Below are 13,024 nucleotides of genomic sequence, written 5' to 3'. Positions count from 1 at the left end.
CCGTGTTCCACCGATGAACTCAGACTCCACCGCACCGGCCGACGGCGAGCGCGACGACCCGGTCGCCGCGCTGGCCGAGGCCGCCGACGAACTCGAACGGGCCGACGACCGCATCGAGGAGTACGGCGCGGCGACCGTCGACTCGGTCGCCGCGGCCTACGACGAGGCGACCGACCTGCTGAACCGCTACGAGGGGAAGGCCACGGGCACGGGTCAGGAGAACTTCAAGAACTTCATCGAGTTCCAGGACCGCTTCGCCGCGCTCGTCGGCCGACTGGACGACGACCTGCCCGCCGGCGACGCCTTCGAGGCGGCCAACGACCGCTTCGACAAGCGCCGGCTGAGCGAGTCGGACTTCGAGCGCGCCCGCGCCGACCTCGAACCCGCCGGAGACGTCGCGGCGCTCCTCGACCGGCGGGACGAGGCGCTCGCGGCCTACCGCGAGGCGCGCCGCGACGTCGCGGCGCGCCGCCGGGAGGTCGACCGGGAGATACGCGACCGCGAGCACCTGCTGGAGTTGGGCGAGGCCGACCTCGACGCGCCGGTCGAGGAACTCCGGAATCCGATTTCGGCCTACGACGACGCCGTCGACGAGGCGTTCGCCGAGTTCAAGCGCGGGTCGAGCGCCCGCGAGGTGCTGGCGTTCGTGGCCGCGACCCGCGATTACCCGCTGGTCGAGTTCGACCGGCCGCCCGAGTCGCTCGTCGAGTACGTCCGGGAACGGGAGGCGGGCGCGGAGTCGATACCGAAACTGCTGGAGTACGCCCGCTACTCCAACTCGAAACTCGACCACTACGTCGGCGACCCCCAGGCGCTCAAGCGCGCGGTGGCGACCAACGAGACGTACCTCGAACGCCTCGACGCCCGACCTCTCCGAATCGACTGGCCGCCCCGGTCGGCCGCCGACCTCCGGTGGCGCATCGAGGAGTTGATCTCGGTCGTCTCGAAGTTCGCCCCCGAGGAGACGGTGGCCAGGTTGCGCGAAATCCGGCAGTTCACCCGCGACGAGGAGCGCTTCGAGCGCCTGCGGACCGCCGCGCGGGCGCGCGAGGAGCTATCCGACGACGAGCGCGAGCGACTGGCCGGCGGCGCGGTGGAGTCGGAACTGGCCGAGTTGCGCGAGCAAAAGGAGACGCTGAACGAGGCGCTCGCCGAGTACCCCGAGCGGTGAACGCTACGGTTTCTCCTCGCGCGGCGTGATTCGGATTTCGACGCCGCCGTCGCCCCAGAGCGTCACGGTCACGTCGTCGGTGTTGAACTGGACCGACGTGTTCGCGTCGGCGTCCGAGCGGAACAGCGCGTCGAGCGCGTCGGGGTCGACGTCGTCGTACAACCGGAAGTCGGCCTTCGAGAGGTCCTCGCCCTTCTGGTCCTCGATGGCCTCCAGAACCGCGGTGCTCAGTTTTCGGTCTTCTTCGGGGTAGTACCGCTGGTGGACTTTGTCGTCACGATCGCCGCCGGAAACGTCTCTGGGTTCTCGCTCCTCCATGCCAGACAGAGTAACGGAGGCGAGTCGAATAACCTTGTTGGCGTCCGAATTAACCGCCTCGGACGCTCAGACCGCCGCCTTCGCCTCGCGGAGCTCCTCGGCCATCGCCTCGGCGAGTTCCTCGGCCCGCGATAGCTCTCGGGCCTCGGCGTAGATGCGGACCATCGGTTCGGTGCCGCTCGGCCGGGCCAGCACCCAGGCGTCGCCGTAGTCGAGTCGGTAGCCGTCGAGGGTGGTCACGTCGGCCGTCGCCTCGTCGGCCTCGCGCTCGGCCGCCTCCAGCAGCGCCTCGCGCTCGGCGTCGTTCGCGTAGCCGATGTTGATCCGGACGTTGTGATAGTCGTCGTACGGTTCGACCACCTCGCTGACGGTCCGGTCGGCCAGCAGTTCGAGGAACTTCGCGGCGGTGTACGCGCCGTCGCGGGCCAACCGGTAGTCGGGGAAGAAGATGCCGCCGTTGCCCTCGCCCGCGACCGGGACAGGGCGGTCGTTCTTCCACAGGCCCTCGATGCGGGTGATGATGTTGGTGCTCCCGATGGGCGTGAGTTCGAGGTACGCCTCGGCGTCGTCGGCCACGTCGACGAGTCGCTGGGAGACGTTGACCGCCGAGACGACCGAGTCGCCGGGTTCGAGTTCGGCGGCCGCCAGCGCCGCCAGCGTGGCGTCGCCCTCGACGTACTCGCCGTTCTCGTCGTAGAAGATGGCCCGGTCGGCGTCGCCGTCGTGGGCGATGCCCACGTCGGCGTCGGTCGCCGCGACGAGGCGACCGAGGTCGCCGAGGTTTTCGGGGACCGGTTCGGGGTCCCGGCCGGGGAAGTGGCCGTCGGGTTGGCTGTTGGCGGTGACGACCCGACAGCCGAGTTCGCGGAAGAACTCCGGGGAGGTCAGCGAACCCGCGCCGTGGCCGGGGTCCAGCGCCACGGTGAGGTCGGCGTCGGCGATTCTCTCGCGGTCGACCGCGGCGAGCATCCCCTCGACGTACTCCCGGCGGGCACCCTCGACGCGGCGACTCTCGCCCGTCTCGCTCCACCGGACCGTCTCGAACTTCTCGGCGAGGAACTTCTGCTCGATGCGTTCTAGGTCCTCGACCGCGAGTTCGACGCCGTCGGCTCCGATCAGTTTCACGCCGTTGTACTCCGAGGGGTTGTGGCTGGCGGTTATCATCACGACCGGCATCTGCTCGCGCTCGGCGTAGGCCTGCGCGCCCGGCGTGGGGATGATGCCGAGGCGGTCGACGTCGGCGCCGACGCTCGCCAGTCCGCTGGCGGCGGCGTCGGCCAGCATCTCCCCCGTCGCGCGCGTGTCGCGGGCGACCGCCACGCGGTCGGCGCGCCACACCGTCCCGGCCGCCTCCGCGACCTTCAGCGCGAACTGCGGGGTCAACTCCTCGTTGGCGACCCCGCGCGTGCCGCTGGACCCGAATACTTTCATGTGCGAGCGTGAGGACTCGCGGGCCAAAGACATTCCGGAGCGCGGTCGTCGGTTCGCCCCCGCTGGGGGCGTTTCGGGCGCGTTTTCGGGGAGGGTCTCCCGCTCGGCGGGTCGCGAAATCCCAACGCCTAACCCGCGGGCGGGCGGATTTCCGGACATGGGCATCAGCATCGACGAGAAGCGGGTGTACCGCGGCGACGGCGAGGAGGTCCCGGTGTACGTCGTCGGCGACTTCGGGGTGGCGGTGGTCGAGACCTCCGACGACCTGGTGGGACGATTCGGCCTGGAGCGCCGGTGTACGGCCCGGGACGCCGCCGGGCGCGACGGCCGACTCGCGGTGGCGACCGACGAGACGGTGCTGATAGGCGGGGAGGACAGATTCGAGTCGCTGGACGTCGGTCCGGCGGTCGCGGTGGGGTTCGGCGATGCGGGTGACCTGCTGGTCGCCCGCGAGGACGGCGCGGTGCTACGACGCGAGGAAGACGGTGACGACGGCGACGAAACCGGTGACTCGGCGTGGACCGAACTCGGGAGTATCGAGGAGGTGCGGGCCATCGACGGCGACCTGCTCGCCGCGGAGTCGGGCGTCTATCGCGCTACCGCGTCGGGCGTCGAGCACGTCGGCCTCGAAGACGTTCGGGACGTATCGACCGCAGGCGTCCCGCTGGCCGCGACCGCCGCGGGACTCTACAAGCTCGGCAACGGCTGGATGGACGAACTCGACGGCGACTTCCGGGCGGTCGGCGCCGCGTCGGGCGAGGCGGGGCGACTCGGCTGGGCGCACGTCGCGGGGGAAACGGGGCTGTTCGCCCACGAGGACGGCGAGTGGCACGAAGAGGAGGTGCCCGCCGAGGGCGAAATCGTCGCGCTCGACCACGGCGAGGGCGTCTACGCCGCGACGGCGGACGGGACGTTCCTGCTCTCGGTCGGCGACGGCTGGCGTTCCCAGATGCTTGGCTTGCAGGGTGTGAAGGCCGTCGCCGCGCCGTAATCGGACTCTCGGCTATCTTCGGTCGCGTCTTCGGGTTTCTCTTCCGGAGGTTTGATTGGAGGTTGTCACGTTCCGGCCGTATGAAGCAGTGGCTGATCTACTTCGCGCTGGCTTTCGGGGGATTCCTCATGATGGGTCTGCAGTTCTACCACCTCCGGACGGGCGAAGTGGGAGACGGGTGGGCGACGGGAGCCGCGATACTCGTGTTCGCCTTTCACGGATGCTACTACTCGTACGCGGGGCTGAAGGTACTGCGGAATCCGGAGCTTACGAACTGAGTCGTCCGTGGTTTTCGGTTATGCGAGTGGTGGCCGTGTCTGTGCCTCGTACGATGGCTACGAGTCAGAACCGCGATGGCCACCGCACCGTAGACTGCTACTCGCACGATGCGAACGAGCAACCGCACTGCGACCGCCGTCGGACCGGCGGTCCGACGAGCCTGCACTCGCTTTGCTCGCGCAGACGCAGGCCACACGCCTCCCCAGCCGATTCGATCACTCGCTCCGGTCGTTCGCTCATCCCTCGCGAGGATTGTCGCCGCACGAAGCGGCGAGCGTTCGAGGCGTTCCACTCCGCGGTCAGCGTCGCTCGTATCGTTCGATACCGTAGCGTCGAGTAGTCGTACAGGAATCGTGTGAGAAACGTTAAACGTCTGTGGGTCAGATTTCCGGGAGAAAGATGGGACGAGCTTTCGAGATTCCGGGCGACTGGCTCAGTCGTTTCCTCTACGCGTCCCAACTCGCTGCGCTTCTGCTGGCCCTGCTCTTCGTGGCGTTCCCCCTCGACGGTTTGGCCAGTATCGCGCTAGCGTTCTTGTTCGCGTTATTGGTGGTCGTGGCGGTGGTCGGCGTGTGGCGGACGACGACCGACGGCGACGGGCCGAATCGCGTCGGTACGGCCGAGGACATCACGTACGACCCGTTCGCGGACCCCGGGCAGGCGGCCAAGGACAGATGGGAGAAAGCGGTCCGTCGGCTTCCCGGCGGGGACGACGAGCGGGACTGATTACAGGGTCGACAACGCGACGTGGGGGAGCGCGAAGAGTCCGTCTCGTTCTGAAGAATTCCACGGGGTTTCTCGACGCTACCTCGTCGAGACGCCCATCAACACGAACCCCAGTCCCACCGCCACGAACAGACCCACCCAGACGACCACCGCCGCGAGGTTCACGCTAATCCCGCCACCCGTCGCTACCGCGACGACGCCGAGGAACATCGCCAGCGAGACGAACAGGCCGAACACCATGGCGACGTGTTTCGACACGTCCGGCCGGTCCCACCGGGCGACGTTAATACTGTCGACTGTAATTCATCGAATCGGCCGGCGCAGAAGACTGTGTCCGCGCCCGCGAGACGAGTGTTTCCGCGAGAATCGAGACGGAGTGACAGCCGACGGTAGGAAGCTTCCGACCCGAGTGAAAACCGATTTACCCGCCGGGGTGCACCCAACTCGTATGATTATCAGCGGGTCAACCTCGCAGGTGCTGGCGGCGGAACTCGCCGCCGCGCTGGACGAACCCCTGGCGAGCATCGAGTTCGAGCGATTCCCCGACGGCGAACTGCTGGCGGCCGCACCCGGCCTGGCCGAGGGCGAGTTCGCCGAGCGCAGCGCGGCTGGACGGATAAATCGCGCGATTATCGTCGCCTCGACCGTCTCCTCGGACGCCCACCTCGAACTCATCCAGTTGCAGGACGCCGCCCGCGAGTGGGGCGCCACCGAGGTCGTCACCGTCCTGCCGTACATGGGGTACGCCCGCCAGGACGCCGCGTTCGAGGCGGGCCAGCCAGTCTCGGCCCGCGCGGTCGCGAAGGCCCTCTCGGCGAACGCCGACCGCGTGGTGACGGTCAACCCCCACGAGGAGTCGGTCTGCGACTTTTTCGACACCCCTGCCGAATCGGTCGACGCCGCCGGCGTCCTCGCCGACCCGCTTCCGGCGGACCTCGCCGACCCCGTCTTCCTCTCGCCCGACGAAGGCGCGCTCGACATCGCCGAAACCGTCCGGGACGCCTACGGCGAGGGCACCGTCGACTACTTCGAGAAGAAGCGCCTCTCGGGCACCGAGGTCGAACTGACCCCCAGTGACACCAACGTGGCCGACCGCGACGTGGTCGTCACCGACGACATCATCGCCACCGGGTCGACGATGGCGGGCGCGGTCGAGATCCTGGGCGAGCGCGGCGCCGGCCGGGTGTTCGTCGCCTGCGTCCACCCGATGCTGGCCGCCGACGCCTACGCGAAACTCTCGCGGGCGGGCGTCGAGGCGGTCTACGGCACCGACACCATCGAGCGCGCGGTCAGCGAGGTGTCGGTCGCGCCGGTGCTCGCCGACGCGCTGTAGGCCATTGTCGGCCGTCAGTTCTCGCCACTATTCCGCCAGCGTGTCGTCCTCGGACGCGGGCGCGTCCGCCTCTTCCTCCTGCTCGCTCTCCGCGCCCTCCGTCGGGAGGGCGCCGTCGAGGAGTCGCCTGACGACGGCCAGGAGGCCGTTGCCGAACTCGGTCGAGCGGACCGCCGCCTCGACGTCGCCCTCGCGGTCGCCGACCGCGCTCAACAGGAGTTCGTCCCGGTCGGCGACGACGAGGAAACCGATGTCGGCGGCGTCGGCAGTGTCGGCGGCGGGCGAGGAGAGCAACTCCTCCAGGACGTCGGCGCGGCGGGCGCCGGGAACCGCGTCGACGACCCGCCGCCGGTCGGCCTCGTCGGGGGCCAGCGAGCCGACGTAGACGGTCGCGCCGCGGTCGACCGCCGCCCCGAGCCGTTCGAGTATCGGCGCGGCGTCGCCGGGGTCCGAGCCGAAGAGGACGACGACCTCCTCGGTCGCCGACTCGACCAACTTGGCGACCCGCTCGGCGATGGCCTCCGCGCCGGTGAGCGACCAGACGCCCTCGGGGCGTCGCCGGGTGTCACCCGACGCTTCGAGGTCCGACAACGTCTCCGACAGCGTCTCGAAGCGCCGGTCGTACTGGCGTCGAATCACCTCCACCGCCTCCTCGATGGGGATGGCGCGATACCGCTGGGGGTTCGACTGTTGAACCTCCACGAGGCCGCGCAGTGCCAACTCCTCGCCCGCGTCGTACACCCGAGTTCGGGGCACGTCCGCGAGTTCGCTTATCTCCTTGGCGGTGGCCTGGGAAACCTGCGCCAGCGCCGCGAACACTTTCGCTTCGTACTCCTTCAGACCGAGTTGTTGTAACAACTCGACCACCGTCGTCTGCTTTTCGTGAGTCATTCCAACCACCTACCGCGGTCGGACGACGCCGCGCGATGCGCGGCGTCGTCCGGAACTGCCTGCGGGTTTCGAGGCGGAGTTTCGGCCCCGGATATATAGGAATCTCGGTCCCCGAGCGCCGTAGGGCGGCCGAACGAACGTCGGCGCACCGCGCGCCGGCGGGGAAAATGGAAACGAAACGCGCATCTTCGACCGAAACCGGGAGACGATGCGCAATAGGGTTCACTCAAAAAATCACAAAAAGTTTCATAGGGGCGGGGTTCGAAGGCGACACTGGCGCGTAGGCCGACAACCAACCACCTACCGCGACTACGTGCCCAGTCGTCACTTCGGTGACGACTGTTTCGAGCGGCGAGCGGAGGTGATGGGACGATTCTGCCGACGGGTCAAAGAACTAGCGCGCGCTGAACCGATAGCGCGCGTCGAGCGCCGCGACCAGCGTCAGCGCGCCGAACAGTCCGGCCACGACGGCGTGTTCCCCGCCGAAGAGCAGTTCCGGGACGGTCGCCGCGACCTCCGCGGCGACGAACGCCCCGACCGTGGCCGCCAGACCGAGGAAGTACGTCTCCCAGTGAGCACAGGGCGACCGCCGGTCGCCGAGTCGGTCGATCACGGCGTCGGCCGCCGGCCCGAGGGAGACGACGCCCCGACGCTCGTCGTGGACGACGACGCCGACCCGGGAGAGTCGCGGGACGTGGCGACGCCGGAGCGAGTCGTAGACCGTCTTCCGGTCGGTCGAGAACACCTCCTCGGGGTCGCAGTCGTGCTCCCAGGCCGCCACGTGGTCGACGGCGTCGGCCAGCGGGGCCGACCCGCCGCACTCGACGAGGTAGGCCAGCAGGCGGCGTCGGCGCGGATTGTCGAGCAGTTCGAACGCCGTCCCGGCGTAGAGTTCGGCCGAGTCGCCGGCGCGCTCGGCGTCGTCGCTCGTCGCGCGGTCCGCGAAGAGTAGCAGTAGCAGTATCGGCTTCCGGTTCGCTCGTTCCATCGAAACCCCCATTCCCCCGGCTGAGAGACGGACTTCCCGTACTCGGGTGACGGACGGCTCAACGGGCCGCGTCCGCAAAAGTGTACTCGCCGGTCCCGCTTCGACAGAACATGACTACTCGTCGGCCGGTCGCTCGGCGGTGACGACGCCGTCGCTGGTGACCGTCACCGTACAGCCGGCGAACCGAATCGTCGTCTCGCCGCGGCGGAGGCTCCCGTCGGCCCGCGATTCCGAGGCGCATCGCGCCTCGGAATCGCGTCCGCCCTCGAAATCCGCGTCCCGTCTCCGAATCGCGTCCCGTTTCGGACGTTCGACCTACGCCTGGGCTTCCGCCAGCGGCGCGAGCGCGATGGTCATCTCGACGCCCTCGACGTCCCACTCCTTGCGGTAGCCGTCCTCGACGGTCCCCACCTCGTCGGCGCGGACCTCCTCGCGGACGAGGTCCATGCGCTCGTCTATCAGATCGGCGACGCGGGCGTCGGCGACGTCGAGTTCGAGGCGCACGCGCTCCTCGATGTCTAAGTCCATCTCCTTGCGCATCTCCTGGACCCGGCGGATGACCTCGCGGGCGTAGCCCTCGCTCTCGATGTCCTCGGTGAGTTCGGTGTCGACGTAGACGACCCCGCGCTGGTCGCCGTCGGTGTCGAACGGGACGCCCGTGACGCCCTCGGGGGTTTCAGTGACGAACTCGACCATCTCGTCGGTGAGTTCGACGTCCTCGCCGAGCGCCTCGGAGACGGCGTCCTCGAGCGCGTCGAGCGATGTTTCCTGCACCTGGGCGTCGTTGAGCGCCTGCATCACGCGGCCGGCGTCGTCGCCGAACGCCGGGCCGAGCACGCTCATGTCGGCCTCGGCGCTGTAGTGGAGTTCGCCCCAGCTCTCGCCGGGCGCGACCACCCGGACCTCGCGGGCGTTCAACCGGTCGGCCAGCAAGTCGCCGTGGCGCTCGACCGCCTCGACGACGCGCTCGTCGTCGGCGTTGACCACGACTCGGGTGACGGGCCAGCGGAGCTTTCGCTCGGCCTGCTGGCGGGCGTTCGACCCGGCCTCCTCGACGGCGCGCAGGAGGCTCACGTCCGTTTCGAGTTGGGCGTCCTGCCAGTACTCGTCGATCTCGGGCCAGTCGCGCATGTGGACCGTCTCGTGGCCGGCGTCGCCGGTGAGGTTCTGGTAGACCGTCTCGGCGACGAACGGCGCGTACGGCGCCAGCAGCGCGACGAGGTCCGACAGGACCGCGTAGAACGTCGCGTAGGCCGCCTGCTTGCTCGCGCTGTCCTCTTCCTCCCACATGCGCTCGCGGACGACCTGGATGTAGAACCGCGAGACGTCCTCGACGACGAACTCCAGGAGCGCCGACAGCGCCTTGTCCTGGCGGAAGTCCTCCCAGTGGTCGGTCATCTCGGCCGTGACGGTCTGGAGCCGCGACAGCACCCACTCGTCGACGAGTTCGAGGTCCTCGTCGACCGCTTCGAGCGTGGTTTCCTCGGGGTCGAAGTCGTCTAAGCGCATGTACGGCAGCGGGAACCGGAACACGTTCCAGAAGATGTTCAGGTCCCGCTGGACGTTCTCCATCTCGTCCCAGGAGAACCGCATGTCGTCGCCCTGCGGGTTCTGGGCGAGCAGGAACGTCCGCATCGGGTCGGCGCCGTGGCGCTCGATGGCCTCCTCGGGCGCGACGATGTTGCCGATGGACTTGGACATCTTCCGGCCGTCCTCCGCGAGCGCCCACCCGTGCATCAGCACCTCGTCGTAGGGGACCTCGCCGAGCGCGGCGCTCCCCATGCCAAGTTGCGACCAGAACCACCCGCGGGTCTGGTCGTGGGCCTCCATGATGAGGTCGGCGGGCCACAGTTCCTCGAAGGCCTCCTCGTTCTCGGGGTAGTCGAGCGTGCCCCACGAGGCGACCGAGGAGTCGAGCCAGACGTCGAAGACGTCCGCGATGCGGGTGTAGGTTTCGCCGTCCCTCGTGATGGTGAGGTCGTCCACGGTGGGCTTGTGGAGGTCGACCTCGTCGGGGTCGACGTCCTGGTCGACCAGTTCGGCGAGTTCCTCGCGCGTGCCGACGACGACCACGTCGTCCATGTCGCCGTCCCAGTCCTCGGGCGTCCAGATGGGGATGGGGATGCCCCAGTAGCGCTGGCGGGAGACGTTCCAGTCGGGGGCGTCCTCGACGAAGTCTCGGAAGCGGTTGTCCCGCGCCCACGAGGGATGCCACTCGCTGTCCTCGATGTTGGCCAGCAGTTCGTCCTTGATGTCGGTGATGGTGATGAACCACTGGTCGGTGACGATCTGGAGGATGCCGGTGTCACACCGCCAGCAGTGGCCGTAGCTGTGGACCACGGTGTCGGCCCGGAGCATCAGGCCCTTCTCCTCCAAGTCGGCGACGATGTTCTCGTCGGCGTCCTTGACGAACTGACCCTCGTACTCGCCACCGGCCTCGGTGTAGACGCCGTCGCCGCCCACCGGGCAGAACACGTCGAGGCCGAGTTCGGTCCCGCGCTCGAAGTCCTCCTCACCGTGGCCGGGCGCGGAGTGGACCAGACCCGTCCGGTCGGCCTCCACGTAGTCGGCGGTGTAGACCTGCAGGGTGCCCTCGTCGGACGCGTGGGCGGGGACCTCCTCGTCGAGCGGGTGGTCGTACTGCCAGCCCACCATCTCCTCGCCGGTGAACTCGTCTTCGACCTCGTAGTCGTCGTAGCGGCCCGCCTTCAGGACGCCCTCGACGCACTCGGCGGCGACGTAGAGCACGTCCTCTTGGCCGTCTTTCGTGGCGCGGACCTGCTGGTACGTGAGGTCGCCGTCCACCGCGACGAAGGTGTTGGCGGGGATGGTCCACGGCGTCGTGGTCCAGATGACCAGGGAGCCCTCGCGGTCCCGCAGGGGGAACTTCACGTAGACGGAGGGGTCCTCGACGTCCTCGTACTCGACCTCGTTGTTGGCGATGGCAGTTTCGCACCGGGGGCACTGGGAGATGGAGCGCTGGCCCTGCTCGACCAGTCCCTTCTCGTGGGCCTGCGAGAAGCCCCACCAGGCGGCCTCCATGTACTCGGGGCTGACCGTCCGGTAGGGGTTGTCCCAGTCCATCCAGACGCCGAACGACTGGAAGTCCGACTGCAGGCCCTCCAGTTGGTCGTCGGCGTACTCCTTGCAGGCCTCGATGAAGTTCTCCTCGCCGAACTCCTCGATGTCCTTCTTGTTCTCGAAGCCGAGTTGCTCCTCGACCTTCGTCTCGATGGGGAGGCCGTGCATGTCGTAGCCCGGCCGGTCGGTCACGTCGTAGCCGCACATCCGCTTGTAGCGGATGTAGGCGTCCTTCAGGGTCTTGTTCCACGTCGTGCCCATGTGGGCCGCCCCGGAGGTGTACGGCGGGCCGTCGACGAAGAAGAAGTCCTCGCCGTCGGCGCGGTGCTGCTTGGCCTTCTCGTAGGCGTCGACCTCGTCCCAGTAGCCGAACACGCGGTCCTCGACCGCGCGGGGTTCGTACTGGTCGTCGACTTCCTCGAACCTGCTCATAGTGGTTCTGTTCGCCTACGGAGTTAAATTGGGTTCGGTTACGCAGGCGCGTCTGCAATTCGCGGTCGCGCGAGGCGACGTGTCGTCGCCGACGACGCACCGATTATAACGGTCAGCTACGTAGACGCTCGTATGGCCGCGACGCCCGGCGAACGCCTCCGCGAGAACGCGACGAAGGTAGCGAGCACGCTGGTCACCGGACTCTGGCTCGTCGCCATGTTCACCGGGCAGGACTGGTGGCTGGCCGCGCTGTTCGTCGGCTACTTCGTCGTCGTCCCCATCGTCGCGCTCCTGTTCGGCGACGAGGACGACATCAGCGAGTGGTGGGACGACGGCGACGACGCCGACTGGGGAGGCGCCTGGACCGGCGAGGAATCCGAAGACGAGTCCGAACCCGCCGAACCCAACAACCGCGACGCGCTCGAAACGCTCAGAGAGCGGTACGCCCGCGGGGAACTCACCGACGAGCAGTTCGAGCGAAAGCTGGAGCGACTCCTCGACACCGAGACGCTGGAGAGCGTCGAGGACCGCGCGAAGCGCGAGCGCGAGCGACTGCGGGAGTGAGGGCGTTGCAGCGGCGCGAGCGCGGACTTTACCTGCCGACCGGCGCATTGGCGTGACACGGGGCCACGCCCGATACTGCGAGGGAATCACCCGGCGAGGCGCGTGGCCGTGGCGGCGCGGTCCTCACTCGTCTAGCGTACGTAGCGGTCGAGGTCGCTGCCGCGACACGTCCCGTCACAGTCACGATCAAGTCGCGGTTTCGCGCCCTCGTCGGAGGCCCGTCGCGTCCGCGCGGCCGAGGCGGTCGAGCAATCGGCCTTCGCTCCGAAGGAGCCTCAACCTTGATACGCCGCGCGAACGAACGCTTCGGACGACATCCATGAGCCAGGACGACTGCATCTTCTGCCAGATAGTCGACGGAGACATCCCGAGCCGAACCGTCTTCGAGGACGACACCGCGATGGCGTTCCTCGACGCTAACCCGCTCTCGCCGGGCCACACGCTCGTCATCCCGAAGGAGCACTACGAGGAACTCGAAGACGTCCCCGGCGACGTGGCGGCCCACGTCTTCGGCGTCCTCCATCGACTCAACACGGCGGTCCAGCACGCCGTCGACGCCGACGGCGCGAACGTCGCGTTCAACGACGGCGCGGCCGCCGGTCAGGAGGTCCCGCACGTCCACGGTCACATCATCCCGCGGTTCGAGGGCGACGGCGGCAGCCCCGTCCACGCGGTGGCGGGCGAGCGGCCGACCCTCACCGACGCGGAACTCGACGAGATCGCCGAGGAGATTCACAACCAGCGGTAGACCCCGGAAGTGGCCGCGACCGTCTGCGCGGTGCGCCGACGGTCGCGACGAGCGGCGAAGCCGACCTTTTT

General features: G+C 68.5%; 13 protein-coding genes. 7 read left to right on the top strand and 6 right to left on the bottom strand.

The features are described from left to right. Positions 1 to 13 precede the first annotated feature (13 nt). Complete coding sequence (locus NGM07_RS13145) at positions 14 to 1,171, top strand: DUF7118 family protein (RefSeq protein WP_253512241.1); 1,158 nt, start codon at positions 14 to 16, stop codon at positions 1,169 to 1,171. Between the two features lie 3 nt (positions 1,172 to 1,174). Here the strand turns inward: NGM07_RS13145 and NGM07_RS13140 are convergent, their stop codons facing one another. Together NGM07_RS13140 and glmM are read right to left on the bottom strand one after the other, a co-directional pair. Then, positions 1,175 to 1,489, bottom strand: coding sequence for a HalOD1 output domain-containing protein (locus NGM07_RS13140; RefSeq protein WP_253512239.1), 315 nt, complete (start codon positions 1,487 to 1,489; stop codon positions 1,175 to 1,177). A 66-nt stretch (positions 1,490 to 1,555) separates the two neighbouring features. Beyond that, positions 1,556 to 2,920 carry a phosphoglucosamine mutase gene (gene glmM / locus NGM07_RS13135; RefSeq protein ID WP_253512236.1) on the bottom strand — a complete coding sequence of 455 codons (1,365 nt, stop codon included), beginning with the start codon at positions 2,918 to 2,920 and terminating at the stop codon, positions 1,556 to 1,558. A 157-nt stretch (positions 2,921 to 3,077) separates the two neighbouring features. Between glmM and NGM07_RS13130 the strand changes: the two genes are divergently transcribed. The 3 genes from NGM07_RS13130 to NGM07_RS13120 all read left to right on the top strand — a co-directional run bounded on the left by NGM07_RS13130 (position 3,078) and on the right by NGM07_RS13120 (position 4,916). After that, positions 3,078 to 3,911 (top strand): HVO_0234 family beta-propeller protein, encoded by an 834-nt coding sequence (locus NGM07_RS13130; RefSeq protein WP_253512234.1) that lies wholly within the window; start codon positions 3,078 to 3,080, stop codon positions 3,909 to 3,911. Between the two features lie 80 nt (positions 3,912 to 3,991). Further along, positions 3,992 to 4,189, top strand: a complete 198-nt coding sequence (locus tag NGM07_RS13125) for a hypothetical protein (RefSeq protein ID WP_253512231.1) — start codon at positions 3,992 to 3,994, stop codon at positions 4,187 to 4,189. Between the two features lie 400 nt (positions 4,190 to 4,589). Then, on the top strand, positions 4,590 to 4,916 hold the full coding sequence (locus NGM07_RS13120; RefSeq protein WP_253512228.1) for a DUF8000 family membrane protein: 327 nt from the start codon (positions 4,590 to 4,592) through the stop codon (positions 4,914 to 4,916). 78 nt (positions 4,917 to 4,994) lie between these two features. On the opposite strand, the gene NGM07_RS13115 is transcribed toward NGM07_RS13120, so the two are convergent. Then, complete coding sequence (locus tag NGM07_RS13115) at positions 4,995 to 5,174, bottom strand: hypothetical protein (protein WP_253512226.1); 180 nt, start codon at positions 5,172 to 5,174, stop codon at positions 4,995 to 4,997. A 190-nt stretch (positions 5,175 to 5,364) separates the two neighbouring features. Here NGM07_RS13115 and prs point away from each other — a divergent pair, with 190 nt between their 5' ends. After that, on the top strand, positions 5,365 to 6,249 hold the full coding sequence (gene prs, locus NGM07_RS13110) for a ribose-phosphate diphosphokinase (RefSeq protein ID WP_253512224.1): 885 nt from the start codon (positions 5,365 to 5,367) through the stop codon (positions 6,247 to 6,249). Positions 6,250 to 6,276: 27 nt separating this feature from the next. Here prs and NGM07_RS13105 read toward each other — a convergent pair whose 3' ends face one another. The 3 genes from NGM07_RS13105 to ileS form a co-directional block, all read right to left on the bottom strand. Next, positions 6,277 to 7,140, bottom strand: coding sequence for a TrmB family transcriptional regulator (locus NGM07_RS13105; protein WP_253512223.1), 864 nt, complete (start codon positions 7,138 to 7,140; stop codon positions 6,277 to 6,279). Between the two features lie 394 nt (positions 7,141 to 7,534). Further along, positions 7,535 to 8,128, bottom strand: coding sequence for a DUF7344 domain-containing protein (locus tag NGM07_RS13100; protein WP_253512221.1), 594 nt, complete (start codon positions 8,126 to 8,128; stop codon positions 7,535 to 7,537). Positions 8,129 to 8,443: 315 nt separating this feature from the next. Continuing rightward, positions 8,444 to 11,641 (bottom strand): isoleucine--tRNA ligase, encoded by a 3,198-nt coding sequence (gene ileS, locus NGM07_RS13095; protein WP_253512219.1) that lies wholly within the window; start codon positions 11,639 to 11,641, stop codon positions 8,444 to 8,446. Between the two features lie 132 nt (positions 11,642 to 11,773). Here ileS and NGM07_RS13090 point away from each other — a divergent pair, with 132 nt between their 5' ends. Both NGM07_RS13090 and NGM07_RS13085 read left to right on the top strand, forming a co-directional pair. Further along, positions 11,774 to 12,205: an SHOCT domain-containing protein gene (locus NGM07_RS13090; protein ID WP_253512217.1), complete on the top strand. Its 432-nt coding sequence runs from the start codon at positions 11,774 to 11,776 to the stop codon at positions 12,203 to 12,205. Between the two features lie 319 nt (positions 12,206 to 12,524). After that, on the top strand, positions 12,525 to 12,953 hold the full coding sequence (locus NGM07_RS13085) for an HIT family protein (protein WP_253512215.1): 429 nt from the start codon (positions 12,525 to 12,527) through the stop codon (positions 12,951 to 12,953). Positions 12,954 to 13,024: the final 71 nt, after the last annotated feature.

Origin of the sequence: Halorussus vallis, from assembly GCF_024138165.1 — an archaeon.
Classification (GTDB): Archaea; Halobacteriota; Halobacteria; order Halobacteriales; family Haladaptataceae; genus Halorussus; species Halorussus vallis.
Note: the sequence above shows the minus strand (reverse complement) of the source record. Positions and strands in the feature narration are given on the sequence as shown.

Bases quoted from the DNA above. Each gene is read 5' to 3' on its own strand.
- NGM07_RS13145 (WP_253512241.1), top strand. From the start codon at position 14: ATGAACTCAGACTCCACCGCACCGGCCGACGGCGAGCGCGACGACCCG.
- NGM07_RS13140 (WP_253512239.1), bottom strand. From the start codon at position 1,489: ATGGAGGAGCGAGAACCCAGAGACGTTTCCGGCGGCGATCGTGACGAC.
- glmM (WP_253512236.1), bottom strand. From the start codon at position 2,920: ATGAAAGTATTCGGGTCCAGCGGCACGCGCGGGGTCGCCAACGAGGAG.
- NGM07_RS13130 (WP_253512234.1), top strand. From the start codon at position 3,078: ATGGGCATCAGCATCGACGAGAAGCGGGTGTACCGCGGCGACGGCGAG.
- NGM07_RS13125 (WP_253512231.1), top strand. From the start codon at position 3,992: ATGAAGCAGTGGCTGATCTACTTCGCGCTGGCTTTCGGGGGATTCCTC.
- NGM07_RS13120 (WP_253512228.1), top strand. From the start codon at position 4,590: ATGGGACGAGCTTTCGAGATTCCGGGCGACTGGCTCAGTCGTTTCCTC.
- prs (WP_253512224.1), top strand. From the start codon at position 5,365: ATGATTATCAGCGGGTCAACCTCGCAGGTGCTGGCGGCGGAACTCGCC.
- NGM07_RS13105 (WP_253512223.1), bottom strand. From the start codon at position 7,140: ATGACTCACGAAAAGCAGACGACGGTGGTCGAGTTGTTACAACAACTC.
- NGM07_RS13100 (WP_253512221.1), bottom strand. From the start codon at position 8,128: ATGGAACGAGCGAACCGGAAGCCGATACTGCTACTGCTACTCTTCGCG.
- ileS (WP_253512219.1), bottom strand. From the start codon at position 11,641: ATGAGCAGGTTCGAGGAAGTCGACGACCAGTACGAACCCCGCGCGGTC.
- NGM07_RS13090 (WP_253512217.1), top strand. From the start codon at position 11,774: ATGGCCGCGACGCCCGGCGAACGCCTCCGCGAGAACGCGACGAAGGTA.
- NGM07_RS13085 (WP_253512215.1), top strand. From the start codon at position 12,525: ATGAGCCAGGACGACTGCATCTTCTGCCAGATAGTCGACGGAGACATC.